We start from the raw sequence: 26,300 nt of genomic DNA, 5'->3' as shown, positions 1-26,300 counted from the left end.
CAAATCCCGCTGTTTTGATCCGCGTTTTTAGCCGCCGCGAAGCCCATATGGTTGACGGGTTTGCCAAACCATGGTGAACACCCGGACCACATTCCCTGAACCGCGGAGCCAGTCGCCCGCGGTTCGCGCCTGCTTTTAAGTGAAAAACGTCCCATGGCAACCGAACGATACAATCCGCGCGCGTCAGAACCCAAATGGCAGAAGGCCTGGGCCGAAAAGAAGCTGTTCGAAGCGCACAATGACGATCCGCGCCCGAAATACTACGTGCTCGAGATGTTCCCCTATCCGTCGGGGAAGATCCACATCGGCCACACCCGCAACTACACGATGGGCGACGTGGTGGCGCGCTACAAGCGGGCCAAGGGTTTCAATGTGCTGCACCCGATGGGCTGGGACGCTTTCGGCATGCCGGCCGAGAACGCGGCGATGCAGAACAAGGTCCACCCCAAGGAATGGACCTACCAGAACATCGCCACCATGCGCGAGCAGCTCAAGGTCATGGGCCTGTCGCTGGACTGGGCGCGCGAATTCGCGACCTGCGACGTCGACTACTACCACCGCCAGCAGATGCTGTTCCTCGATTTCGTCGAGAAGGGGCTGGTGACGCGCAAATCCTCGAAGGTCAACTGGGACCCGGAGGACATGACCGTGCTCGCCAACGAGCAGGTCATCGACGGTCGCGGCTGGCGCTCCGGCGCGCTGGTCGAACAGCGCGAGCTGACGCAGTGGTTCTTCAAGATCACCGACTTTGCGCAGGACCTGCTGGATTCGCTCGAAGGCCTCGACGAATGGCCCGAAAAAGTGAAGCTGATGCAGCAGAACTGGATCGGCCGTTCGGAAGGCCTGCTGATCCGCTGGCCTCTGGCCTCCGACGTTGCCGGCGAACATGAGCTGGAAGTCTACACGACGCGGCCCGATACCATTTTCGGCGCCTCCTTCATGGCTGTCGCCGCCGATCATCCGCTGGCCAAGAAGGCCGCCGAGACCAATCCGGCGCTGGCGAAGTTCATCGACGAAGTCCGCCATATGGGCACTTCGGTGGCCGCACTAGAGACGGCCGAGAAGAAGGGCTTCGACACCGGCATCCGTGTCGTCCATCCCTTCGACGACAGCTGGACGCTGCCTGTCTACGTCGCCAATTTCGTGCTGATGGAATACGGCACCGGCGCCATCTTCGGCTGCCCGTCCGGCGACCAGCGCGACCTCGACTTCGCCAACAAATACGGCTTGCCGGTGATCCCGGTGGTGATGCCGGAGGGCGGCGATGCGAAGTCGTTCCAGATCACGGAAGAAGCGTATGTCGACGACGGCGTGATGATCAATTCGCGCTTCCTCGACGGCATGACGCCGGACCGCGCCTTCGACGAAGTGGCGAAGCTGCTGGAGCAGAAGACGATCGGCAACCGGCCTATGGCCGAGCGCAAGGTGAATTTCCGCCTGCGCGACTGGGGCATTTCGCGTCAGCGCTACTGGGGCTGCCCGATCCCGATGATCCATTGCGAGGATTGCGGCGTGGTGCCGGTGCCGAAGGCCGACCTGCCGGTCAAGCTGCCCGACGATGTCGATTTCGACCGGCCGGGCAACCCGCTCGACCGGCATCCGACCTGGCGGCATGTGAAGTGCCCGCAATGCGGCAGGGATGCGCGGCGCGAGACCGACACGATGGACACGTTCGTCGATTCGTCCTGGTATTTTGCCCGCTTCACCGCGCCCTGGGCCAATGAGCCGACCGAGCCCAAGGCCGCCGACGACTGGCTGGCGGTCGACCAGTATATTGGCGGCATCGAGCACGCGATCCTGCACCTGCTCTATTCGCGCTTCTTCACCCGCGCCATGCGCGCGACCGGGCATCTCGACCTTGCCGAGCCGTTCAAGGGCCTGTTCACGCAAGGCATGGTGGTGCACGAGACCTACCGCGTCGGTGGCGCCTCGAACAATGGCCGCTGGCTGTCGCCGGCTGAGGTCAGGATCGAGGATGCCGAAGGCAAGCGCCGCGCCATCGAGATCGCCACCGGCGAAGAGGCGGCGATCGGCTCGCTCGAAAAGATGTCGAAGTCGAAGAAGAACACGGTCAGCCCGGAAGACATCACCGACGGCTACGGCGCCGACACCGCGCGCTGGCTCATGCTGTCGGATTCGCCGCCCGAGGGCGACGTCGAGTGGACCGACGATGGCGCCGCCGGCGCGCATCGCTTCATGCAGCGCATCTGGCGCCTGGTGTCTACGGCAGCCGAAACGCTGGCAGGCGTCGAGCCCGTGGCGGCCAATTCCGGCGAGGCTGCAGCGGTCTCCAAAGCCGCGCACAAGATCCTGAAGGCGGTCGGCGAGGACATCGAGAAGCTCGGCTTCAACCGTGCCATCGCCCGCATCTATGAACTGGCCAATGTGCTGACAACGCCGCTCAACCAGGTAGCGGAAGGCAAGGCCGATCCGGCACTGCAGGGTGCCTGCCGCGAGGCGGTGGAGATCCTGGTGCATCTGATCGCGCCTGTCATGCCGCATCTGGCCGAAGAGTGCTGGGAGACGCTCGGCGGCACCGATCTGGTCGCCGAACGGCCATGGCCGGTCTTCGACCCGGCGCTGGTCGTCGACAACGAAGTGACCTATCCGGTGCAGGTCAACGGCAAGAAGCGGGGGGATTTGACAATTGCCCGCGACGCGGACCAAGGTGCGGTCGAAAAAGCGGTACTGGCTCTCGACTTCGTGCAGAAAGCACTCGAAGGGAAGGCTCCGCGCAAGGTGATCATCGTGCCGCAGAGGATCGTCAATGTCGTTGCCTGATCGGGAAAAGACAGAGCTGAGCCGCTTGCTGCGCCGCGTCGCGCTCGCCGGCCTTGTCGGCTCGCTGGCTCTGGTTTCGGCCTGCACGGTGCGGCCGCTCTATTCCAACGCGCCGTTGTCGACGGGCTCGAGCGCCAATGCCGAGCTGGCGTCGATCGCCATCAAGCCGGTCAAGACGCGTTATGCCCAGCAGGTGCGCAACAATCTGATCTTCGGCTTCGGGCGGGGTGCCGGCGAACCGGCGTCGCCGCTCTATTCGCTTAATCTCAGCGTGACCGAAGCTGTTGAATCCTCCGCCCTCGTGCAGGTCGGCACCGATGAGGACGAGCCGACCGCCGGCTCGGTGACGCTGACCGCCAACTATACGCTGACCGATGCGAAAAGCGGCGCAGTCATCACCGTCGGCAAGCGCTCGATTACCTCGTCGTTCGACAGGCCGCGCCAGGAATTTGCCTCGTACAGGGCGCAGATCGACGCCGAGAACCGCGCCGCGCGCGAGCTGGCCGAGGCGCTGCAGCTGTCCATCGCCCAGGATCTGGTCCGGCACGGCAAGGCGGCCAGCTAGCGCCACCTTCTTTTCACGGAAAACGCTGCCTCGATCCTGATGCACGGCCCGCTTCGCGATGGCCGAGGGTTCTCTTTTTAACTCGAAGCATGTGCATGAGTGGACGATCGTGGGGTGACGATCATCGGCTCGAATCCGGCTCGTGCGCCATCGCCGCGAAAGATACATTTCGGCCGCTCCAAAAGCGCTCACGGGAAGCAACTGTTAACCACTCGCTCCCTATTGCTCAGCTGACGTTTCAGAGTGAGTCTTGAGAATGGAATCCAAGCGTTTTCCTCGGGTCAATTCATTGAAGTCAGCTTCGCCCGATGACCCCGAGGGAAAGCGTTTCAGCGGCATGAGCGGCAAGGTGGAAAGCCAGCCGCCCGGCGCGACCACGGGCGGCAATTTCCCGCCACCTGTCGATCTCGTCGGCAACGAAAGCCCCGCCTGGCAGGAGTATTTCTTCCTGGCGCCCAATGTGCGGTTTACCCGCACGCCGGACTACGAAGCCAATCCGCGCCATCCGCGCCAGATCACCTCCGAGCAAGGCGAACCGCCGGCGCCGCCGGCGCGGCAAGCCGTCGCACAGCCTGCCGCGGCTGCGCCGTCGTCAGGGGTCTCGTCCCCGTCATTGCCGGCGGCGATGAAAAGCCGGAACGCCGCTCTGGAAGCCGCCCGGCCGCCCGCCGGCAACAAAGCCGTGATGCATGAAAGATCACCGGCCTCCGTTCCGCCAAGGCATGCCAACGAAAAGGCGCGGACGGTTGTGACGGCCGGTCCGAGGACCGCTGCGCCGGTACGGGCACCCGCACCGGCCGCGTCTGCCCAGGGAACGGTGGCGCCGGTCAAGACGACTGGCCGTGAAACCGTCCGCTGGCCCTATCTGTCGGATCACGTCTTCTTCGAGCTCATGGCGCCCTACATGATCGAAGGTTCGTCGCAGACGTCGCGAGCCGTCCCGGTCCCGCGCGCCGCCGCGCCAGTTGCCGCCGGTCGGATCGATGTCCGCGCCGCGCCCTCGGCCGACCCGACCGCGTCGTTCCGCGTCATCGACTGGCTTCCAGGCCAGCAAGCTCCTGCCGCTTTGCCGGATGTCCGGCCGGCCAACTCCAACGAAGCGGCGGTTCAGCCGGCGGCGGGTGGTGTGCCGAAGCGAGCCCAGGCGCGGGTCGCAGCCCCTGCCGTCGCGGGTGATGCCGCTCCGGTGCAAATCGCACAAGGCGCCGAGGAGACCGTACAGGTTCCGGCCGCGCGCCCCTCTTCGCCGCTGCCTTTGGCCGGCAAGATCGTGCCGGCCACGACAGGCGAGGCGTACGAACTTCCCTCGGAAGAGCTGCTGCAGCAGCCGCCGGAAGGGCAGGGTTTCTATATGTCGCAGGAGCGGCTCGAGCAGAATGCCGATCTCCTGGAGAGCGTGCTCGAGGATTTCGGCGTGCGCGGCGAGATCATCCACGTTCGCCCAGGTCCGGTCGTCACTCTCTATGAGTTCGAGCCGGCGCCGGGCGTCAAATCGTCCCGCGTCATCGGTCTTGCCGATGATATCGCCCGCTCCATGTCGGCGATTTCGGCGCGCGTCGCCGTCGTGCCCGGCCGCAACGTCATCGGCATCGAGCTGCCGAACGAGACGCGAGAGACCGTCTATTTCCGCGAACTGATCGAATCGCAGGGCTTCCGCAAGACCAGCTGCAAGCTGGCGCTTTGCCTCGGCAAGACGATCGGCGGCGAGCCCGTCATCGCCGAACTGGCGAAGATGCCGCATCTGCTCGTCGCCGGCACCACCGGTTCCGGCAAGTCTGTCGCCATCAACACCATGATCCTGTCGCTGCTCTACCGGCTGAAGCCGGAAGAATGCCGGCTGATTATGGTCGATCCGAAGATGCTGGAACTCTCCGTCTATGATGGCATCCCGCATCTTCTGACGCCCGTCGTCACCGATCCCAAGAAGGCCGTCACCGCACTCAAATGGGCGGTGCGCGAAATGGAGGACCGCTATCGCAAGATGGCACGGCTCGGCGTGCGCAACATCGACGGCTACAATGAGCGCGCCGCCCAAGCCCGCGACAAGGGCGAGGCGGTCATCATGACGGTGCAGACCGGCTTCGAAAAGGGCACCGGCGAGCCGCTGTTCGAGCAGCAGGAAATCGATCTTGCGCCGATGCCTTACATCGTCGTCATCGTCGACGAGATGGCCGACCTGATGATGGTCGCCGGCAAGGAGATCGAAGGCGCCATCCAGCGCCTGGCGCAGATGGCGCGCGCCGCCGGCATCCATCTGATCATGGCAACGCAGCGCCCCTCGGTCGATGTCATCACCGGCACGATCAAGGCCAACTTCCCGACCCGAATTTCCTTCCAGGTCACCTCCAAGATCGACAGCCGCACCATCCTGGGCGAGCAGGGCGCCGAGCAACTGCTCGGCCAGGGCGACATGCTGCACATGATGGGGGGCGGGCGGATATCACGCGTGCACGGCCCATTCGTCTCCGACGCGGAGGTCGAGCATGTCGTGGCGCATCTGAAGGCGCAGGGCCGCCCGGAATATCTGGAGACCGTGACCGCCGACGAGGACGAGGAAGAGGTCGAGGACGACCAGGGCGCGGTCTTCGACAAGGGATCGGTCGCGGCCGAGGACGGCGATTCCAGCTATGACGAAGCGGTCAAGGTGGTGGTGCGCGACAAGAAGTGTTCGACGTCCTACATTCAGCGCCGGCTCGGCATTGGCTACAACCGCGCCGCCTCCCTGGTCGAACGCATGGAGAAGGAAGGTCTGGTCGGCGCGCCCAACCATGTCGGCAAGCGCGAAATCATCATGGGCCGGCGCCCGCAGGCAGCCGCGGCCGACGACGACGGCACGGAATGATCGGCGGTCCTTTCGGCGATCGGGCTTCTTGCGACGCGTAATAAAAAAGGCCGGTCGCCCGGCCTTTTCTATTGAAGCAGTGCGATCTCAGCCGATCTTCTGGCCGGTCTTGGCCCAATCTGCGAGGAACTGTTCCAGGCCCTTGTCGGTCAGCGGGTGCTTGACCAGCGCCTTCAGCGTCGCCGGCGGCGCGGTGATGACATCGGCGCCGATCAGGGCCGCCTGCTTGACGTGGTTCACCGTGCGCACCGATGCGGTCAGGATCTCGGTCTGGAAGTCGTAATTGTCGTAGATCTGGCGGATCTCCTGGATCAGCTCCATGCCGTCCGAGCCGGTGTCGTCGATGCGGCCGACGAAGGGCGAGATGAACGAGGCGCCGGCCTTGGCGGCGAGCAGCGCCTGATTCGCCGAGAAGCACAGCGTGACGTTGACCATGCGGTTCATCTGGGTGCGGATCGTCTTGCAGGCCTTCAGGCCGTCCAGCGTCAGCGGCACCTTGATGCAGACATTGGGCGCGATCTTGGCCAGCACCTCGGCCTCCGCCATCATGTCCTTGTATTCGGTCGCCACGACTTCGGCCGAGACCGGGCCGGCGACGATATCGCAGATCTGCTTGGTGACGTCGGCGATCTTGCCGCCGGATTTGAGAATCAGCGACGGATTGGTGGTGACGCCGTCGACCAGCCCCAGATCGTTCAGCTCACGGATATCCTTGATGTCGGCGGTGTCGACAAAAAATTTCATGGCGGGTCTCCTGACGATTTCGTCGTGCCTGGGAAGGCACGTTCAGCGTTGCTCTTTGATCTAGACCAAAGTCGGGGCAAGGTCACGCCTCATGATCGAAGATTCGCCCTTTGTCGCAGCCGCACCGGTGCTGGTGCCGATGCCTGCCGAACGCCCCTACACCTATGCCGTGCCGGTCGGCATGCGCGTCGTGCCAGGGTCGATCGTGCGCGTGCCGCTCGGGCCGCGCCAGGTTGCCGGCATCGTCTGGGATGGCGCGGTCGAGACTGTCGACGCGAAAAAACTGCGCGCGATCGAACAGGTCTTCGACTGCCCGCCGATCGACCGTTCGATGCGCCGTTTCGTCGACTGGGTGGCGCAATACACGCTGTCGGCGCCGGGCATGGTGGCGCGCATGCTGCTCAGAGCGCCGGAGGCCTTTGACCCGGAGCCCTGGATCGAGGGATTGCAACGCACGCTTATCGTTCCCGACCGGATGACGGATGCGCGGGCGCGCGTGCTGGAAACGGCCGAAGGCGGGCTGGCCTGGACGCGGTCGGGCCTCGCGCATGCGGCGGGTGTGTCGTCGACGGTGATCGAGGGGCTGAAGGCGCAAGGCGTGTTCGAGACGGTGATGATCCCGCCGCGCCCGGTCGTGGCAGCACCTGATCCGAGCTATGCCGTGCCGGAATTGATGCCGGACCAGAGCGACGCCGCATCGATGCTGCGCGCCAATGTCGCGGCCGGCGCCTTCAACGTCGCGCTGCTCGACGGCGTCACCGGGTCTGGCAAGACGGAGGTCTATTTCGAGGCGGTGGCGGCGGCGCTCGACCAGGGCAAGCAGGTGCTGATCCTTTTGCCGGAAATTGCGCTGACCCACGCTTTCCTCGAACGCTTCCAGCAGCGCTTCGGCGCCAAGCCGGGCGAATGGCATTCCGACCTGCCGCCCAGGATGCGCGAAAAAGTCTGGCGGCAGGTGGCGGAAGGCACGGTGCGCGTCGTTGCCGGCGCGCGCTCGGCGCTGTTCCTGCCGTTCAAGGAGCTTGGCCTGATCGTCGTCGACGAGGAGCACGACCCTGCCTACAAGCAGGAGGACCGTGTCTTCTACAATGCGCGCGACATGGCGGTGGTGCGCGGCCATATTGGCGGCTTTCCGGTGGTGCTGGCGTCGGCGACGCCTTCGGTCGAGAGCCGCGTCAATGCGAGCCAAGGCAAGTACAACAGGGCCATCCTTTCCGCCCGCTTCGCCGAGGCGGCGCTGCCGCAGCTGAAGTCGATCGACATGCGGCGCGCGCCACCGGCGCGTGGCGGCTTCCTGTCTCCGGTGCTGATCGACCATATGCGCAAGACGCTGGAGAAGAAGGAACAGTCGCTCCTGTTCCTCAACCGGCGCGGCTATGCGCCGCTGACGCTGTGCCGCGTCTGCGGCCACCGTTTCGGCTGCCCGGTCTGTTCGGCCTGGCTGGTCGAGCATCGCTTTCGCGGCCAGCTGGTCTGCCATCATTGCGGGCACAATGAGCGCCGCCCCGAAGCCTGCCCGGAATGCGGTACGCTCGACCATCTGGTCGCCTGCGGCCCGGGTGTCGAGCGCATCGCCGAGGAGGTCGTCACGCATTTCCCCGATGCGCGCACCATCGTCTTGTCGTCCGACCTGATGGGCGGGGTGCGGCGGCTGCGGCTGGAACTGGAAGCGATCGCCGATGGCGAGGCCGATATCGTCATCGGCACGCAGCTCGTGGCCAAGGGCCACAATTTTCCCAACATGACGCTGGTCGGCGTCGTCGATGCCGATCTCGGTCTTGCCAATGGCGATCCGCGCGCCGCCGAGCGCACCTTCCAACTGCTCAGCCAGGTGACCGGCCGCGCCGGCCGCACCGGCAAGAAGAGCCTCGGCCTGCTGCAGACTTTCCAGCCCGACCATCCGGTGATGCGGGCGATCGTCTCGGGCGATGCCGAGGCTTTTTACGAGCGCGAGATCGCCGAGCGGGAGCGGGCGGCCCTGCCGCCCTTCGGCCGGTTGGCCGGCGTCATCGTCAGCGCGGTGACGCGAGCGGAAGCGGAAGGGCATGCACGCGGCCTGCGCCGCGCTGCGCCCGAGGCGTCGGACCTGTTCGTGCTGGGGCCGGCGGAAGCGCCGCTCTCCCTACTCGGCGGTCGCCATAGGTTCCGCCTGCTGATCCAGGGCGAACGGCGCGCCGACATGCAAGGATTTATCCGCACCATGCTGGCCAATGGGCCGAAGCAGCGCGGCTCGGTCCGGGTGCAGGTCGACATCGACCCGCAGAGCTTTTTGTAAGGTCGCCATATCGGCGATAGGCTGCTGGCCAGCGAGAAACGGAAGATCACATGAAAACCCTTGGCTTGCTCGGCGGCATGAGCTGGGAATCGACCGCCATCTACTATCGCCTGCTCAACGAGATCGTGCGCGATCGCCTTGGCGGGCTGCATTCGGCGAAGCTGCTGCTCTGGTCGTTCGACTTCGCCGAGATCGCCGAGCGGCAGCATCATGGCGAATGGGACGGCGCCGGCGTGCTTCTGATTGATGCCGCGCGCAAGCTGGAGGGCGGGCGGCGCGGAGGGTCTGGTTCTGTGCACCAACACCATGCACAGACTGGCTGACCAGGTGCAGGCGGCGGTGTCGATCCCCTTGATCCATATCGCCGACGCCACGGCGGCGGCGATCAAACGCACCGGCATGCAGCGCCCGGCGCTGCTGGCGACGCGCTTCACCATGGAGCAGGATTTCTACAAGGGCCGGCTCGCCGACAAATACGGGCTGTCGCCGGTCGTGCCCGATGCGGCGGGGCGGGACATGGTGCATCGCGTCATCTATGACGAGCTCTGCCAGGGCATCGTCACCGAAGCCTCGAAGGCGGCTTATATCGAAGAGGCCGAACGCCTGCGCCGCGACGAGGCCGCCGACAGCATCATCATGGGCTGCACCGAGATCACCATGCTGATCGGACAGGACGATTTCGACATTCCGGTATTCGACACGACACGCATCCATGCCGAGGCGGCGGTGGAATTCGCTCTGGCTTGATGCGTTTCTCCTAAAGTGCCTGATGCCATCTGGCGCGCATTCTTTCCTTCGCTAGAATGCCGGCAATTTCAAAACAGGCATTTTGAGGGGACAAGATGGATTTTGCGCTTCCATGGCCGACGAGCCAGGGCGAATGGCTGGCCTGGTCGAGCGCCGTCTTCACCGTTCTGCTCGGGCTTGTGTTTTTCCTGGCACCCAGCCTGGCCTTCCGCATCCTGCGCCTGCAGGCGAAACCGGAGAAAGCGGCGGCGATCGCCGAAGGGCGCGGCAGGATGTCGGGCTTTTATCTCGGCGTCGGCCTGTGCTGCATCCTCTTGGCGCAGCCGCTGGTTTACATGGCGCTCGGCTTCTCTTGGCTGTTCACGGCCTTCGGCCGGCTGCTGTCGATGATGTCGGATGGCGCCAACACACCTTTCAATTGGGTTTCCATTGTGGTGGAATTGGTCCTGGCGGCGTTGCCGCTTGCCTTTGCCTTCGGCTTTGTGCCGTGAATCCAAGGGTATTCCGGCGCATAAGGCGCGAGTCTTTCGCCGGATGCGACAATAGTGCCTGAAAAGCATGCGGAACGACGCATTGCGGTCTTAAAATGCCTGTGCTAGACGGCAATCGACTTTCGGCCGGGGATAGCGGAAGCCGCGCCTCCGTGCTTGAAAAAATGCAGTAAGGTCAAAGATTTAGCCAGAGTTTTTGCTCGCGCCAACAATCTGCGGCCTGTCAGACAAGAGAAAAGACGGTCCGTGGCCCAATCGTCATCGCCAATCTCAAGTGTCGCAGAACGCTACGCGGGTTCGCTGTTCGAACTCGCCCTGCAGGCAAATTCCGTGGCCAAGGTCGAGTCCGACCTCAACAGTTTCGAGGCGATGCTGGCTGGCAGTTCCGACCTGACCCGGCTGATCAACAGCCCGGTGTTCTCCAGCGAGGAGCAGGCCAAGGCCATCGCGGCGATCGCCGACAAAGCGGGGATCACCGGCCTCACCGGTAATTTCCTGCGCGTCGTCGCCCGCAATCGCCGGCTGTTCGCCGTGCCCGGCATGATCAAGGCGTTCCGCCAGATCGCCGCCGAGCATCGTGGCGAGACCGCCGCTGAAGTGACGTCGGCTCATGAGCTGACGGCTGCCCAGCAGACCGAACTCAAGGCGGCGCTGAAAAGTGTTGCCGGCAAGGACGTGGCCATTTCCGTCACCGTCGATCCGTCGCTGCTCGGCGGGCTGGTGGTCAAGATGGGCTCGCGCCAGATCGATACGTCGCTCAAAACCAAACTTAATTCGCTCAAGCTTGCACTGAAAGAGGTCGGCTGATGGACATCCGCGCCGCGGAAATTTCCGCAATTCTGAAAGACCAGATCAAGAATTTCGGCAAGGAGGCCGAGGTCTCCGAAGTTGGACAGGTGCTGTCCGTCGGTGACGGTATCGCCCGCGTCTACGGCCTCGACAATGTCCAGGCCGGTGAGATGGTCGAATTCCCCGGCGGCATCCGCGGCATGGCGCTCAACCTCGAAGCCGACAATGTCGGCGTCGTCATCTTCGGCGCCGACCGCGACATCAAGGAAGGCGACACCGTCAAACGCACCGGCGCCATCGTCGACGTTCCGGTCGGTCCGGGTCTGCTCGGCCGCGTCGTCGACGCGCTCGGCAATCCGATCGACGGCAAGGGCCCGATCAAGGCGACCGAACGCAAGCGCGTCGACGTCAAGGCGCCCGGCATCATCCCGCGCAAGTCGGTGCATGAGCCGATGTCGACCGGCCTCAAGGCCATCGATGCGCTGATCCCGGTCGGCCGTGGCCAGCGCGAGCTGGTCATCGGCGACCGTCAGACCGGCAAGACCGCCATCATCCTCGACACGATGCTCAACCAGAAGTCGGTGCACGACAACGGCCCCGAGAAGGAAAAGCTCTACTGCGTCTATGTCGCCGTCGGCCAGAAGCGCTCGACCGTCGCGCAGTTCGTCAAGGTGCTGGAAGAGCGCGGCGCGCTCGAATATTCGATCATCGTCGCCGCCACCGCTTCCGATCCGGCGCCGATGCAGTTCCTGGCGCCGTTCGCCGGCTGCACCATGGGCGAGTATTTCCGCGACAATGGCATGCATGCGCTGATCAGCTACGACGATCTGTCGAAGCAGGCCGTCGCCTATCGCCAGATGTCGCTGCTCCTGCGCCGCCCGCCGGGCCGCGAAGCCTATCCGGGCGACGTCTTCTATCTGCACTCGCGCCTGCTCGAGCGCGCCGCCAAGCTCAATGACGATCTGGGCAATGGCTCGCTGACGGCTCTGCCGGTCATCGAAACCCAGGCCAACGACGTGTCGGCCTACATCCCGACCAACGTGATCTCGATCACCGACGGCCAGATCTTCCTCGAAACCAACCTGTTCTTCCAGGGCATCCGTCCGGCCGTCAACGTCGGCCTGTCGGTGTCGCGCGTCGGCTCCTCGGCGCAGATCAAGGCGATGAAGCAGGTTGCCGGCTCGATCAAGGGCGAGCTCGCGCAGTACCGCGAAATGGCGGCCTTCGCGCAGTTCGGCTCGGATCTCGATGCCGCCACGCAGCGCCTGCTCAACCGCGGATCGCGCCTGACCGAACTCCTGAAGCAGCCGCAGTTCTCGCCTCTGAAGACGGAAGAGCAGGTCGCGGTGATCTTCGCCGGCGTCAACGGCTATCTCGACAAGCTGCCGGTCAACCAGGTCGGCAAGTTCGAGCATGGCCTGCTCAGCCACATGCGTGCGGCGGGCAAGGACGTTCTCGACGCCATCCGCAAGGAAAAGGCGCTGTCGGACGATCTGCGCGCCAAGCTGAAGGCAGAGATCGACGCTTTCGCCAAGACCTTCGCCTGAGCGAAGCGACAAGACGGGATCAGGTTTGAAGCATGCCTTCATTAAAAGACCTTCGTAACCGTATCGCCTCGGTCAAGGCGACGCAGAAGATCACCAAGGCGATGCAGATGGTCGCCGCGGCGAAGCTGCGCCGTGCGCAAGAGGCAGCGGAAGCGGCGCGCCCCTATTCGGAGCGCATGGGTTCCGTGCTGGCCAACATCACCCAGGCAATCGGCGGCGGCGGCGATGCCCCGGCGCTGATGACCGGCACCGGCAAGGACAACGTGCATCTGCTCGTCGTCTGCACGGCCGAGCGCGGCCTGTGCGGCGGCTTCAATTCGCAGATCGCCCGCCTGGCCCGCGATCATATCCGGCGGCTTCTGGCCGACGGCAAGCAGGTCAAGATCATCTGCGTCGGCAAGAAGGGTTTCGACATCCTGCGCCGCGACTATGCCTCGATGATCCTCGACCGTGTCGACCTGCGCGAGGTCAAGACGCTCGGCTTCGTCAATGCCGACGCGATCGCCAAGAAGGTCATCCACCTCTTCAACGAGGGCGCCTTCGACATCTGCACGCTGTTCTATTCGCAGTTCAAATCGGTGATCAGCCAGGTCCCGACGGCGCAGCAGATCATTCCCGCCGGCGTCGCTTCGGCTCCCGCCGCAGCGGTGGATGGCGGCAATGCCGTCTACGAATACGAGCCGGAGCCGGGCGAGATCCTCTCCGACCTCATCCCGCGCAACATTTCCGTGCAGGTTTTCCGGGCGCTGCTCGAAAATGCGGCCGGCGAAATGGGGGCCAAGATGAGCGCGATGGACAATGCGACGCGCAACGCCGGCGAGATGATCAACAAGCTGTCGATCACCTATAACCGCCAGCGGCAGGCGCAGATCACCAAGGAACTGATCGAAATCATTTCGGGCGCCGAAGCGCTCTAGGCGCGGTTCGCGGGCCATCGGCCCGCTACCGGACCGCGTGAGAAACAAAGGACGAAAAAGGGTAAAGACGATGGCGAAAGCAGCGACCCCCAAGACGGCGGCCCCCAAGGCCGCAGCCCCCGCAAAGGCGGCCAAGGCTCCGGCAGCCGCCGCGAAGGCAGCTCCGGCAAAGACGGCGGCAGCGCCGGCCAAGGCCGCGGCGGCCAAGACTTCGGCCGTGGCCGCCAAGGCAACCGGCGTTGTCGGCAAGGTCCGCCAGGTCATCGGCGCCGTCGTCGACGTGCAGTTCGGCGATCACCTTCCGGCGATCCTGAACGCGCTCGAGACGACCAATGTCGGCAATCGTCTGGTGCTCGAAGTTGCCCAGCATCTGGGTGAAAACACCGTTCGCTGCATCGCCATGGACTCCACCGAAGGTCTGGTGCGCGGCCAGGAAGTGCGTGACACCGGTGCGCCGATCACCGTGCCGGTCGGCCCGGGCATGCTCGGCCGCATCATCAACGTCATCGGCGAGCCGGTCGACGAAGAGGGTCCGGTCGACGCGATCGAAATGCGCTCCATCCACCAGCCGGCTCCGACCTATGTCGAGCAGTCGACGGAAGCGCAGATCCTGATCACCGGCATCAAGGTGCTCGATCTGCTGGCACCCTACGCCAAGGGCGGCAAGATCGGCCTGTTCGGCGGCGCCGGCGTCGGCAAGACCGTGCTGATCCAGGAACTGATCAACAACATCGCCAAGGCGCATGGCGGCTATTCGGTGTTCGCCGGCGTCGGCGAGCGCACCCGCGAGGGCAACGATCTCTATCACGAGTTCATCGAATCCGGCGTCAACAAGAAGGGCGGCGGCGAAGGCTCCAAGGCGGCCCTCGTGTATGGCCAGATGAACGAGCCGCCGGGCGCGCGCGCCCGAGTCGGCCTGACCGGCCTGACGGTGGCTGAATATTTCCGCGACCAGGGCCAGGACGTGCTGTTCTTCGTCGACAACATCTTCCGCTTCACGCAGGCGGGTTCGGAAGTGTCGGCTCTGCTCGGCCGTATCCCGTCGGCCGTGGGCTATCAGCCGACGCTCGCCACCGACATGGGCGCGCTGCAGGAACGCATCACCACCACCACCAAGGGCTCGATCACCTCGGTGCAGGCCATCTACGTGCCCGCCGACGACTTGACCGACCCGGCGCCGGCGACCTCGTTCGCCCACCTTGACGCGACGACGACGCTGAACCGCGCCATCGCCGAAAAGGGCATCTATCCGGCGGTCGATCCGCTGGATTCGACCTCGCGCATGCTCGACCCGATGGTTGTCGGCGAAGAGCACTATGCGGTTGCCCGCCAGGTGCAGTCGATCCTCCAGCGCTACAAGTCGCTGCAGGACATCATCGCCATCCTGGGCATGGACGAGCTGTCGGAAGAGGACAAACAGACCGTGGCCCGCGCCCGCAAGATCGAGCGCTTCCTGTCGCAGCCTTTCTTCGTCGCCGAAGTGTTCACCGGCGCGCCGGGCAAGCTCGTCGACCTCGCCGACACCATCAAGGGCTTCAAGGGCCTCTGCAACGGCGACTACGATCACCTGCCGGAAGCTGCCTTCTACATGGTCGGCGGCATCGAGGAAGCGGTCGAGAAGGCACAGCGCCTGGCGGCCGAAGCGGCTTAATTTAGGGAATAGGGAGTAGTCAGTAGTGGGTAGGGAATAGCAGCTGCGTGATGCGGCCCGGTTAGGGCCACTTACTACTGCCTAATTCCTATTCCCTACTCACTAAATTGACATGGCTGAAGCTTTCAAATTCGAACTGGTCTCGCCGGAACGCCTGCTGGTTTCCGAGCAGGTCGAATCCGTCGTCATTCCGGGCGCCGAAGGCGAGATGACCGTGATGGCGCATCACGCGCCGGTCATGACCACGATCAAGCCGGGTGTCGTCACGGTGAAGGCCGCCTCGGGCGGCGAAGAACGCTACGTCGTGTTCGGCGGTTTCGCCGACATCGTTCCGGCCGGCTGCACGCTGCTGGCGGAATCGGCTGTCGCGGTGAAGGATGTCGACCGCGCCGATCTCGCCCGCCGCATCCAGGAAGCCAAGGAAGATGCAGCCGACGCCAAGGACGACCAGGCGCGCAGCAAGGCCGAGCAGTTCCTCAGCCAGCTCACCACGTTGGAAGGCGCGATTCTTCCGGCCTGAAATCCGCATCAGATGACTTGATGAAAAGCGGGGCCTTGCCTCGCTTTTTCGTTTAGATGCCCAAGGCGGCGAAGGCCAGCGTCGGACCGTCCCGCCGCAAATGCACCAGATGCACCGCCGTGAGCTCGATCAACGTCTGGCGTTCGGCGTGATCCCTGGCAAAGCCGGCCAGGTCGAACACGGCCGTTACGGTTTCGTTCGCCGGCATTTGCTGGTCCAAAAGTGCCGTCAGCGCCGCATCGAGCGGATCGGTGAAATGGTTTTCGGGCAAGGTTTTTCCGCGCGCGGCGCAGGCGGCGATCCAGGCCGCCACCACCAGCGTGAGATGCACGAACTCGGTGCCGGCTTCGAGGCACTCGATGGCGGAAGCGATGATGCGCTGCGGCAGTTTCTGGCTGCCATCATTGGCGATCTGCGCCGTGCGGTGCGCGAGCGCGGTGTTTGAAAAACGCTCGGCAAGCTCGGCTGTGTAGGTCGCCGTATCCAGTCCGGCATCTTCAGGCAATGTCGGGATGGCCTCGGCCCAGAGCCCGTCGACAAATCGCCGGATCGCCGGATCGGCGAAAGCGCGGTCGACGGTGGCGTGGCCGCTGAGCAGGCCGAGATAGGCGATGCCCGAATGCGCGCCGTTGAGCAGCCTGAGCTTCATATCCTCGAAGGGGCCGACATCGCCGACCATGGTGACGCCGAACTTTTCCCAGTCCGGCCTGCCGGCGGAGAAATTGTCTTCGACCACCCATTGGCGGAATGGCTCGGTCATCACCGGCCAAGCATCGTCGACACCGAGTTCGCCGGCAATGCGTGTCCGGTCGGCGTCGGTGGTTGCCGGTACGATGCGATCGACCATGCTCGACGGGAAGGCGACCTGGTTTGCGATATGGTCGGCGATTCCGGTGTCGCCTGCTGCGGAGAGGCTGCCGTCGCGCAACGCAGCGAATTCGGTCAGCAGCCGGTGCAGCGTGGCGCCGTTGGCAGGCAGGTTGTCGCAGCACAGCACGGTGAAGGGCGGGGTGCCGGCGGCCAGTCTGCGGGTAAGCGCCTCGGCGAGGAAGCCATGCGCCGTCCTCGGCATTTGCGGATTGGCCAGATCGTGGATGATGTCGGGATGGGCGGTGTCCAATCCGCCGCCCGCGGCCCTGAGATAGGCTTTTTCGGTGATGGTCAGCGTGACGATGCGGGTGCGCGGATCGGTCAGCGCGGCCAGCACAGCGCCCGGATCTTCCGGCGCCACCAGCATCGACTGGATAGAGCCGATGACGCGCAACTCCTCCTCGCCACTGCTGCGGATCGCCAGCGTGTAGAGCCCGTCCTGCGGCGACAGCGCGTCGCGCGTATCGGGGCTGCGCAAGGAGACGCCGACGATGCCCCAGCCCGTTTCGCCCGCCGCCAGGCACTCGTCGACATAGGCGGCCTGATGGGCGCGATGGAAGGCGCCGACGCCGAGATGCACGATGCCTGGAGCAACGCGGCCGCGGTCATAAGCAGGGATTTTGGTCCCGGCGGGCAGCTTGTGGAGCGTGGCGTCGGATAGATGGCTTCTGGTCATCAGCATACCGGGGCTGGGGGCTGTGGATGACAGGCGGGGTAACACCTGTTCGAGCCTGCCGCAAGGATGCCGCTTTGCCGACGCACATTGACATCGCCTAGGCCCGAACGTACCGGTATCCAGACTGGAGGAGCCGCTTTCCCCATGGTCGCGCTGACCGATCCGGACCTGCTGTTTCCGCCCGAAGCGCATTCGCGCTCGCTTGCCCGCGGCCTTTACGCCGGCATCAAGGACCTTCCCATCGTCAGCCCGCACGGCCACACCGATCCGCGCTGGTATGCGCTGAACGAGCCGTTCCCGGATCCAGCGCAACTGCTCATCGTGCCCGACCACTACATCTTCCGCATGCTGTTCAGCCAGGGCGTGCGGCTGGAGGATCTCGGCGTGGTCAGCCTGGATGGCGCGCCGGTGGAGACCGACGGCAGGACGATCTGGCGGCGCTTTGCCGAGCACTATTACCTGTTTCGCGCCACGCCGACCCGGCTGTGGTTCGACCATGTGCTGGCGCATCTGTTCGGCATTGAAGAGCCGCTGGATGCCACGACGGCCGACCGCCACTACGACACGATCGCGACGGTGCTGCAGTGGGAGAATTTCCGCCCGCGCGCCCTGTTCGAGCGCTTCAACATCGAGGTCATCGCCACGACCGAAGGCGCGCTCGACGATCTCAAATGGCATAAGATGATCCGCGACAGCGGCTGGGAAGGCCGCGTCGTCACCGCCTATCGGCCGGACGCGGTCATCGACCCCGATTTCGAAGGCTTTTCGGCCAATCTCGACCGGCTTGGCGAGATCACCGGCTGCGACACCGGCAGCTGGGCCGGCTATCTCGACGCGCATCGGCAGCGGCGCGCCTTCTTCAAGGATTATGGCGCGACCTCGTCGGATCATGGCCACCCGACGGCGGAGACCGCCAATCTTTCCGACGCGGCGGCGCAGGAGCTGTTCAACCGCATCCGCCGCGGCTCGCAGGATGAGCGCGAGCGCAAACTGTTCCGCGCCCAGATGCTGACCGAGATGGCCAAGATGAGCCGGGATGACGGGCTGGTGCTGCAGATCCATCCCGGTTCCTGGCGCAATCATTCGCCTTCTGTCTTCCAGAGGTTCGGCCGCGACAAGGGTTTCGATATCCCGATGCGGACCGACTATGTGACGGCGCTGAAGCCGCTGCTCGATTGCGTCGGGCTGGAGCGTGATCTGACGGTGGTCCTCTTCACGCTCGACGAAAGCAGTTACGCGCGCGAGCTGGCGCCGCTGGCCGGTGTCTACCCGGCGCTGAAGCTTGGCCCCGCCTGGTGGTTCCATGACAGTCCGGAAGGCATGCGCCGGTTTCGCGAGATGACGACGGAAACGGCCGGCTTCTACAACACTGTCGGCTTCAACGACGACACCCGTGCCTTTCCCTCGATCCCGGCCCGCCACGACGTGGCGCGGCGAGTCGACTGCGCTTTCCTCGCGCGCCTCGTCGCCGAGCATCGGCTGCGCGAGGACGAGGCGCATGAGCTGGCACGGGAATTGGCCTATACGCTGGCGAAGAAGGCGTACCGGCTTTGATGGCGGCGGCCCAATATCCCAACGGCGCCGGTGGTTGGATCAGCGTGACAGGCTGACATGAACAGCACCGGCATCGATCTCTCCGCCTTCAGCCTGGCCGGCAAGCGCATCCTGGTCACCGGCGCCAACACCGGCATCGGACAAGGCATCGTCCTCTCGATCGCGCGCGCCGGCGGCGCGGTGGTCGGCGTCGGTCGTTCGTCGATGGACGAGACGGCGAGCAAGGTCGCGGCCATCGGTGCCAGGTTCGAGGCGGTGAGCGCCGACCTTGCCGACACGGCGACCGCCGGTCCGATGCTGGATCGGGTGTGGGACGAAAGCGGGCCGCTCGACGGGCTGGTCAACAATGCCGGGATCATCCGGCGCGCCGATGCCGTCGATCTGGCCGAGACCGACTGGGACGACGTCATGGACGTCAATTTGAAGACGGTCTTTCTGCTTTGCCAGTCCTTCGCCAGGCGCGCGCTTGCCGAAGGTCGCCGGGGCAAGATCGTCAACATCGCTTCGGTGCTGAGTTTCCAGGGCGGCATCCGCGTCGCCTCCTACACCGCCTCCAAGCATGGCGTGCTCGGCATCACCCGGTTGCTCGCCTGCGAATGGGCGGCCAAGGGCATCAACGTCAACGCCATCGCGCCGGGCTATGTCGAGACCAACAACACGCAGGCGCTGCGCGCGGACCCCGACCGCAGTGCCGCCATTGTCGGGCGCATTCCGGCGGGGCGGTGGGGCGAGCCGTCGGACATTGGCGATGCCGCCGTCTTCCTGCTGGCACGGGCTTCCGACTATATGCACGGCGCGGCGGTGCCGGTGGATGGCGGCTGGCTGGCGCGATGAGGAGAGGACGATGACGAAGCCAAAGATCTTCGCGCATGCCGATGAGGGCGCCTGGACTCCGACGCCAGACGGCAACAGGCGTCGTGTTCTCCTCTCCACCGATGAGCTGATGCTGGTCGAATTCGGCTTCGACAAGGGCGGCGTGGGCGCCTTGCATTCGCACCCGCATGTCCAGTCAAGCTATGTCGCCGAAGGCCGTTTCGAGGTGACCATCGACGGGAGGACGGCGATCCTTGAAGCCGGCGGCAGCTTCATCGTGCCGTCAGGCCTGGTGCACGGCGTCAAGGCGCTGGAAGCGGGACGGCTGGTCGATAGCTTTACGCCGCACCGTGCCGATTTTCTTGCTATAAATCAAATAGATAGCCCGTGATGTCGTCCGAAGCCGCTTCACACTTTTCGGCATCATGCTTTGGCCGATGATTTGCCTAGCCAAGACTGGACGATCGAGTGCGGGCGAATGACCCGCGCCCCAAAAGAGGCGCGGGTTGTTGCCTGGGCGCTTGTGGCGCCGCGGTACTCAAGACATGACCGCAGGATGTGAAGCCTGCCGCATCGTGGTGAAGATAAGCTTAATGCGCCGTACAACCGATGGCTGTCCCAGAGCGGTTCCTGGAATTGCTCTGGGTCAGGTGATGTGCCGGAGAAGGCCGAAAAGCCGCTCGAACGTCTTGCCGTAGGGCGGGCGCAGCAGGGCGCCGGCGCTCAGGCGCGACTGCAGGAAAACCGGCTTCTCCTTGCTGAAGGTGCGGAACCCCCATTCGCCGTGATAGGCGCCCATGCCGCTGGCGCCGACGCCGCCGAAAGGCTGGTTCTCCTGCACCAGATGCAGCATGCAGTCGTTGATGGTGACGCCGCCGGCGGCGGTCTCGCGCAGGATGCGCTGGCGGTTGGTGCTGTCCTTGCCGAACCAGTAGAGCGCCAACGGCCGGTCGGCCTGGTTCACATGGCTGATCGCCTCGTCGATGGCGGCGTATTCGACGATCGGCAGCACCGGACCGAAAATCTCCTCGCGCATCAGCCGCAAATCCGGGCCGGCATTGCTGACCAGGGTCGGCAAAAGCTTGCGGCTCGTGGCGCCGAAGTCTTCGCCGGCCGGGTTGATTTCGACGACATCGGCACCGGCATCGCGGGCTTCCGCGATCATGGCGCGCAGGCGTTGAAAATGCCGGTCGCTGATGATGGCGGTGTAGTCGGGGTTGTCGCGCAAGGTGGGATAGAGCCGCGCCACCGCCGCAGCGAGCTTGGCGGCGACCGTGCCGGACTGTCCCTTGGGCACCAGCAGATAGTCCGGCGCGATGCAGGTCTGCCCGGCATTGAGCAGCTTGCCATAGGCGATGCTGGCCGTTGCCGCATCGAGATCGCAGGAGGGATCGAAGATCGCCGGCGACTTGCCGCCGAGTTCGAGCGTGACCGGGGTCAGGTTGGCGGCGGCGGCGACCGCGACCTGTCGGCCGACCGCGGTCGAGCCGGTGAACAGCAGGTGATCGAACGGCATCGAGACGAAAGCCTTGCCCATCTCGGCATCGCCGGTGATGACGCTCAACTCGTCGGGCGAAAAATGTTCGCTGGCCAGTCCGGCGAGCAGCGCCGAGAAGGCCGGCGTCAGTTCGGACGGCTTGACCAGCACGCGGTTGCCGGCGGCGAGCGCTGCCGTGACCGGCGCGACGGCAAGCTGGAAGGGGTAATTCCACGGCGAGACGATACCGACGACACCAAGCGGCTGCGGCAGGAGGCGATTGCGGCCCGGCAGGAACGGCAAGGTGGTGGCGACACGACGCTCGCGCATCCAGCCGCTCAGATGAGACAGTGTGTGGCGGATGCCGGCGCGCACGACAAACAGTTCCGCAAGGCGCGTCTCATGCGCCGAGCGGCCGCCGAAGTCGGCGTCGATCGCGGCGCAAATGTCGGCCTCATGCCGCTCGGTCAGGGCCAACAGGCGCTTCAGGCGGTCTTTCCGAACGCTTAGATCCGGAAAGGGCTGCTTTTCGAAGGCGGCGCGTTGCAGCTGGAACCGTTCGCCCAGGACATCCTGTCTCACCTGCAGCATCGCGCCCTCCCTGGCTCGTCCGACCAAGCTTACATCCTGGCGCGTAAAGGAATCCAGCAGGGGTGCGGGTGTCGCAGGGGAAGGTGTGCCTTCGCCAGCCGCTGCCAATCAGTCCGCCGTCAACATGGGATGACTGTTCCGGTTGTGTCCCGAGGGCGGCTGCGCTACTCCAAAGCGTCTCGCGGAGAGCATCTTGATCGATTCCCACATCCTCTCCCATCCCCGAAAAATCGCTTCCCGTCCGGTGTCCGCCTGATGTCGGCACAGGCAGCGAGTGTTCGGGCGGAGGATCCCAAGCAGCGCGTCCTGAAGGACGTGTTCGGCTTCGACGATTTCCGCCCCGGCCAGGCAGATGTCATGGACGCGCTGCTCGGCGGGCGCCATGTGCTGGCCGTCATGCCGACGGGTGCGGGCAAATCGCTCTGCTACCAGGTGCCGGCGCTGGTCATGGGTGGGCTCACCCTGGTCGTGTCGCCGCTGGTGGCGCTGATGCAGGATCAGGTCGCGGCCTTGCGGCTGGCGGGCGTTGGCGCCGATACGATCAATTCCTCGCTCGACCGGGAGGCCAATGTCGCCGCCTGGCGACGCGTGGCATCAGGCCAGACGCGGCTGCTCTATCTGGCGCCGGAACGGCTGATGACCGAGCGCATGCTCGAGGCGCTTTCCAGGCTCGAAATCAGCCTGATCGCCATCGACGAGGCGCATTGCATCTCGCAATGGGGTCCGGCGTTCCGGCCTGAGTATGAGGATTTGTCGCGCCTGCGCCACATCTTCCCCAACGTGCCGATCATCGCGGTGACGGCGACGGCGGACGAGAGCACGCGCAGCGATATCGAGGCGCGGCTGTTCGCCGAGCGGGTCGAAACGCTGGTGCTGGGTTTCGACCGGCCAAACATCAAGCTCGCGATCGAATCCAAACAGGACAGCAAGCGGCAATTGCTGCGTTTCATCGAGCGTCACCCGGGCAAGAGCGGCATCGTCTACTGCCTTTCGCGCAAGAAGACGGAGGAGATGGCGGCCTTCCTCGAGAAGAACGGCGTCACCGCGCTCGCCTATCACGCCGGCATGAGCAAGGACGCGCGCGAGGCCAATCAGAACGCCTTCATGACGCTGTCCGGCGTCGTCATGGTGGCAACCATCGCCTTCGGCATGGGCATCGACAAGCCCGACGTCGCCTATGTCTTCCACACCGACATGCCGGGCAGCCTGGAGGCCTATTATCAGGAGATCGGCCGTGCCGGCCGTGACGGGCGCAAGGCCGAGGCGCATATGCTGTATGGGCTTGGCGACATCCGCATGCGGCGGCTGTTCATCGACGACGAGGATGCTGCGGTCGAGCACAAGAAGCGCGCGCATCGCCGGCTCGACACCCTGATCGGCTATTGCGAGACTGCGCAGTGCCGCCGCCAGGTGCTGCTTGGCTATTTCGGAGAAGAAGCCGAGCCCTGCGGCAATTGTGACAACTGCCTCGAGCAGGTGCCGCGCGCCGATGGCGGCGCGGAAGCACGCATCATCCTGGCCGCGGTCGCGCAGAGCGGCGAGCGCTTCGGCGCCGCCCATGTCATCGATATCCTGCTCGGCCATGAGACCGAGAAGATCGTGGCCCGCGGTCACCAGAAGCTTGCCAGCTTCGGCAGCGGCGCGGCGCACAAGAAGGATCTCTGGCAATCGCTGATCCGGCAGCTCGTCGCCGGCGGTTTCCTCGAGCCGGATCCGAGCGGTCATGGCGGCCTCGCCATCGCCGAGAAAGGCCATGCGCTCGGCCGTGGCGAGATCCCGTTCCACTATCGTGTCGAGATGCGCAGCCGCGCCTTGCGCAAGATGCGAGCCGCGGAGGGTTCGGGTGCCGAAGGCGTCGATGCTTCGCTGCTGGCGACGCTCAAATCCCTGCGGCTGCGCCTCGCCAAGGAACGCCAGGTGCCGGCCTATGTGGTGTTTTCCGACCGCACGCTGATCGACATGGCCGAACGCCGCCCGCGCGACCTCGACGCCTTTGCCGAGGTCAATGGCGTGGGAGGGGCCAAGCTCAAGGAGTTCGGGGAGATTTTTCTGAAGGCGATTGCCGCGCACCGGTCCGAAGGATCGGTCTGAAAGCCCTAACCAGATCCTGCAGCAATCGTCACATCTGGATCGACGCCATCGACGGTCAGGCGGGCGTTTGCCCCTCAATTCGCCTTCCGCACATCGCGCCCAAAAAGCTAGATCAACCCGCCGCTACCGTGAATGAGCGGCGGGATTTTGTGTTGGAACTTTAGTTAGAAAGCGGCCCAGCATCGTGTTAGCTAAAATACAAGGAATCAAACCAGAGTGAATGCTTTGACGGCTTGCGCAAAGCAACCAACCCCTCCGCCGCTCGTTGACCTAAGCTGGGATGATCCCTAGCCACCTCTTGGCCCGCCCTTGGTCCCCATTCCGGGCGGGCTCTTTTTGCCTATTGGGCGCCAGCATTTCGATGCCGGGCAAGAACGCATCCTCAGCTCGTCCCTTGCTTTTTCGAGGAAGGTCGCCGCCGTGCAGTTGCCGGGGAGACCAAATACCTTCGTCGCGACCGCTCGACCTCGCGTCGCAATAAAAGTTTCGGAACCATTTTAGTGTATGCTAATTGAATCGCGATTGTCGCGGCCAGGTTTATGCGTTTCGCCACAAGATTTCGGGAGGAATGAAAAGGTGAGCGGCAAACCCGATGATCCACCAATCGAACGACGCTCACTTCCCCGGGCGGCCGTTCTAAAGGATGGAACCATTATCACGGAGGATACGACGATCGCTTGCTCCGTCAGAAATCAGCACGCTCATGGTGCGGAGCTACGGGTGGAGCCGGGCGTGGTTGTTCCCGAGCGGTTCGTCCTGCACGTCCCTGCGGATGGTGTCGAATATCGTGCCGTGGTGCGATGGAGGAAGAACGAGCGGCTTGGCGTACAGATCAATTGAAACAGGACGCCATTGACTAATCGGACGACGGAACCCAGGCAACTGGCCGAATTTATCGCGTCATCAGCACTCGCGGAGTGCGCGATCCTCGATGCGATTTGTCATTGGTGGCGGAGAGGGAGACCGCCGTAGTCGAGATGTCAGGAGGTGACATGCCGCGCCAGACTGGCGAAAAATCATATAATTTACAGCCGTTTGCCTATTTTCATCGAGCCGCGCACTGACATATACTCCCACCTGATGACGTCCTTGAGGTGCAAGGAAAGGTGCAAGAGATATGGCGCGCCCTATCAACAAACTCTCCGCTTTGGAAGTGAAGTCCGAAACGAAACCCGGACGCCATGGCGATGGCGGCGGCCTCTACCTGCAGGTTGAGCCGAGCGGGTCGAAATCTTGGGTCTTCATGTGGAAGCGTGATGGCAAGCGCACAGCGATGGGGTTGGGAGCATTTCCTGCCGTTGGCCTTGCTGATGCGCGGGAAAAGGCGGGGGCGGCTCGCAAAAACCTCTCTGCTGGCCGCGATCCCCTGCTGCATGCTCGTCAGGAGGCGGAACGAGAGGAGGCCGAGCCGACATTCGCCGAGGCTGCGGAGGCCTTTCTCGACGAGGACAGAATGGCTTCGTGGAAGAATGCTAAGCACCGGGCTCAGTGGCAAATGACGCTCGGCGACGCCTATTGCAAATACCTCGGCCAGATGAAGGTTTCGGCAATCGAAACCGCTGACGTACTTAAGGTTCTGAAGCCCATCTGGTCAGCCAAGCCCGAGACAGCCTCGCGACTTCGCGGTCGCATTGAACGGGTGCTCAGCTTTGCCAAGATGCGTGGCTGGCGGTCCGGCGAGAACCCTGCCATGTGGCGTGGTCATCTCGATGCCATCCTGCCAAAGCCTGAAAAGCTGAAGCGGCGTGGCCATCATCGCGCGATGGTCTATCAGAACGTGCCGGCATTGATACGGCGACTGCGCGAGGCCGGCGGCATGGACGCGAAGGTCCTTGAGTTTACGATACTCACCGCCGCACGGTCGGGCGAGACCGTCAACGCGATATGGGACGAGGTTGATTTCGAACAGAAGGTCTGGACGGTCCCGGCAAACCGCATGAAGGCCGGGCGCAAGCACGAAGTCCCACTGTCGCCTCGCGCCATAGCGCTTCTCCGCTCACTGCCGAGGCGGAGTGATAACCCGCATGTTTTCTCCGGCTTGCGCAAGGGTAGATCGATCTCTGCCGCCTCGATGGAGATGTTATTGCGCCGATGGGAACTCAAGGACCAAACGACAATCCATGGTTTCAGGTCCTGTTTCCGCGACTGGACTGGCGATTGCACCACTTTTCCGCGTGAGGTGGCAGAGGCTGCGCTAGCGCATGTCGTCGGCGACAAAGCCGAACAGGCATATCGACGCGGAACGGCATTGGAGCGTCGTCGCAAGCTAATGACAGCTTGGGCCGACTTTCTGGCCAGCGCCGATGGCAAAGGCAAAGTGATCCCGCTTGCCGGACGGCGCAAGGTGGCTGCAGAGTAG

At 64.2% G+C, this 26,300-nt stretch carries 19 protein-coding genes and 1 pseudogene; 17 read left to right on the top strand and 3 right to left on the bottom strand.

The features are described 5' to 3' along the window. Positions 1 to 153: 153 nt before the first annotated feature. The 3 genes from leuS to ACVILI_RS02585 all read left to right on the top strand — a co-directional run bounded on the left by leuS (position 154) and on the right by ACVILI_RS02585 (position 6,188). On the top strand, positions 154 to 2,781 hold the full coding sequence (gene leuS, locus ACVILI_RS02595) for a leucine--tRNA ligase (protein ID WP_038650359.1): 2,628 nt from the start codon (positions 154 to 156) through the stop codon (positions 2,779 to 2,781). Further along, positions 2,768 to 3,346, top strand: coding sequence for an LPS assembly lipoprotein LptE (gene lptE, locus ACVILI_RS02590; RefSeq protein WP_019861852.1), 579 nt, complete (start codon positions 2,768 to 2,770; stop codon positions 3,344 to 3,346). Before leuS ends, lptE begins: the two co-directional genes overlap by 14 nt. A 256-nt stretch (positions 3,347 to 3,602) precedes the next feature. Beyond that, the gene (locus tag ACVILI_RS02585) at positions 3,603 to 6,188 is read left to right on the top strand and encodes a DNA translocase FtsK (protein WP_240564712.1); all 2,586 of its coding nucleotides are present in this window, start codon (positions 3,603 to 3,605) and stop codon (positions 6,186 to 6,188) included. 87 nt (positions 6,189 to 6,275) lie between these two features. Here the strand turns inward: ACVILI_RS02585 and fsa are convergent, their stop codons facing one another. After that, a complete protein-coding gene (gene fsa, locus ACVILI_RS02580; protein ID WP_038650357.1) occupies positions 6,276 to 6,932 on the bottom strand; it encodes a fructose-6-phosphate aldolase in 657 nt (218 codons plus the stop codon). Positions 6,933 to 7,023: 91 nt separating this feature from the next. Between fsa and ACVILI_RS02575 the strand changes: the two genes are divergently transcribed. The 8 genes and pseudogenes from ACVILI_RS02575 to ACVILI_RS02540 all read left to right on the top strand — a co-directional run bounded on the left by ACVILI_RS02575 (position 7,024) and on the right by ACVILI_RS02540 (position 15,869). Further along, entirely contained in the window at positions 7,024 to 9,207 is a 2,184-nt protein-coding gene (locus ACVILI_RS02575) for a primosomal protein N' (RefSeq protein ID WP_038650356.1), read from the top strand. A gap of 50 nt (positions 9,208 to 9,257) precedes the next feature. Beyond that, positions 9,258 to 9,954, top strand: a pseudogene (locus ACVILI_RS02570) (aspartate/glutamate racemase family protein). Positions 9,955 to 10,049: 95 nt separating this feature from the next. Beyond that, positions 10,050 to 10,445 carry an AGROH133_08824 family phage infection protein gene (locus ACVILI_RS02565; protein WP_027047509.1) on the top strand — a complete coding sequence of 132 codons (396 nt, stop codon included), beginning with the start codon at positions 10,050 to 10,052 and terminating at the stop codon, positions 10,443 to 10,445. A 246-nt stretch (positions 10,446 to 10,691) separates the two neighbouring features. Continuing rightward, positions 10,692 to 11,252 carry a F0F1 ATP synthase subunit delta gene (locus ACVILI_RS02560; RefSeq protein WP_019861846.1) on the top strand — a complete coding sequence of 187 codons (561 nt, stop codon included), beginning with the start codon at positions 10,692 to 10,694 and terminating at the stop codon, positions 11,250 to 11,252. After that, complete coding sequence (gene atpA, locus ACVILI_RS02555; RefSeq protein WP_019861845.1) at positions 11,252 to 12,781, top strand: F0F1 ATP synthase subunit alpha; 1,530 nt, start codon at positions 11,252 to 11,254, stop codon at positions 12,779 to 12,781. The genes ACVILI_RS02560 and atpA overlap by 1 nt, the downstream gene beginning before the upstream one ends. 32 nt (positions 12,782 to 12,813) lie before the next feature. Beyond that, positions 12,814 to 13,698: a F0F1 ATP synthase subunit gamma gene (locus ACVILI_RS02550; protein WP_010912153.1), complete on the top strand. Its 885-nt coding sequence runs from the start codon at positions 12,814 to 12,816 to the stop codon at positions 13,696 to 13,698. A gap of 70 nt (positions 13,699 to 13,768) precedes the next feature. Continuing rightward, positions 13,769 to 15,349 (top strand): F0F1 ATP synthase subunit beta, encoded by a 1,581-nt coding sequence (gene atpD / locus ACVILI_RS02545; RefSeq protein ID WP_038650354.1) that lies wholly within the window; start codon positions 13,769 to 13,771, stop codon positions 15,347 to 15,349. A gap of 112 nt (positions 15,350 to 15,461) precedes the next feature. After that, positions 15,462 to 15,869 (top strand): F0F1 ATP synthase subunit epsilon, encoded by a 408-nt coding sequence (locus tag ACVILI_RS02540; RefSeq protein WP_136622208.1) that lies wholly within the window; start codon positions 15,462 to 15,464, stop codon positions 15,867 to 15,869. A gap of 52 nt (positions 15,870 to 15,921) precedes the next feature. On the opposite strand, the gene ACVILI_RS02535 is transcribed toward ACVILI_RS02540, so the two are convergent. After that, entirely contained in the window at positions 15,922 to 17,421 is a 1,500-nt protein-coding gene (locus tag ACVILI_RS02535; protein ID WP_038650353.1) for a mannitol dehydrogenase family protein, read from the bottom strand. Positions 17,422 to 17,559: 138 nt separating this feature from the next. Between ACVILI_RS02535 and uxaC the strand changes: the two genes are divergently transcribed. Genes uxaC through ACVILI_RS02520 form a run of 3 tightly spaced genes read left to right on the top strand, consistent with a single transcriptional unit; the run spans position 17,560 to position 20,173 of the window. Next, a complete protein-coding gene (gene uxaC / locus ACVILI_RS02530; protein WP_038650352.1) occupies positions 17,560 to 18,969 on the top strand; it encodes a glucuronate isomerase in 1,410 nt (469 codons plus the stop codon). A 57-nt stretch (positions 18,970 to 19,026) separates the two neighbouring features. Next, positions 19,027 to 19,803: a 2-dehydro-3-deoxy-D-gluconate 5-dehydrogenase KduD gene (gene kduD / locus ACVILI_RS02525; protein ID WP_038650351.1), complete on the top strand. Its 777-nt coding sequence runs from the start codon at positions 19,027 to 19,029 to the stop codon at positions 19,801 to 19,803. A gap of 10 nt (positions 19,804 to 19,813) precedes the next feature. Further along, entirely contained in the window at positions 19,814 to 20,173 is a 360-nt protein-coding gene (locus tag ACVILI_RS02520) for a cupin domain-containing protein (protein WP_038653493.1), read from the top strand. A gap of 255 nt (positions 20,174 to 20,428) precedes the next feature. Here ACVILI_RS02520 and ACVILI_RS02515 read toward each other — a convergent pair whose 3' ends face one another. Continuing rightward, a complete protein-coding gene (locus ACVILI_RS02515; protein WP_240564710.1) occupies positions 20,429 to 21,850 on the bottom strand; it encodes a coniferyl aldehyde dehydrogenase in 1,422 nt (473 codons plus the stop codon). 255 nt (positions 21,851 to 22,105) lie between these two features. Here ACVILI_RS02515 and recQ point away from each other — a divergent pair, with 255 nt between their 5' ends. The 3 genes from recQ to ACVILI_RS02500 all read left to right on the top strand — a co-directional run bounded on the left by recQ (position 22,106) and on the right by ACVILI_RS02500 (position 26,300). Continuing rightward, positions 22,106 to 23,941, top strand: a complete 1,836-nt coding sequence (gene recQ, locus ACVILI_RS02510; protein ID WP_038650349.1) for a DNA helicase RecQ — start codon at positions 22,106 to 22,108, stop codon at positions 23,939 to 23,941. A gap of 576 nt (positions 23,942 to 24,517) precedes the next feature. Further along, positions 24,518 to 24,781, top strand: coding sequence for a PilZ domain-containing protein (locus tag ACVILI_RS02505; protein ID WP_084791704.1), 264 nt, complete (start codon positions 24,518 to 24,520; stop codon positions 24,779 to 24,781). Between the two features lie 277 nt (positions 24,782 to 25,058). After that, on the top strand, positions 25,059 to 26,300 hold the full coding sequence (locus tag ACVILI_RS02500) for a tyrosine-type recombinase/integrase (protein ID WP_457102316.1): 1,242 nt from the start codon (positions 25,059 to 25,061) through the stop codon (positions 26,298 to 26,300).

This window comes from Mesorhizobium sp. USDA 4775 (genome assembly GCF_054062655.1).
Note: the sequence above shows the minus strand (reverse complement) of the source record. Positions and strands in the feature narration are given on the sequence as shown.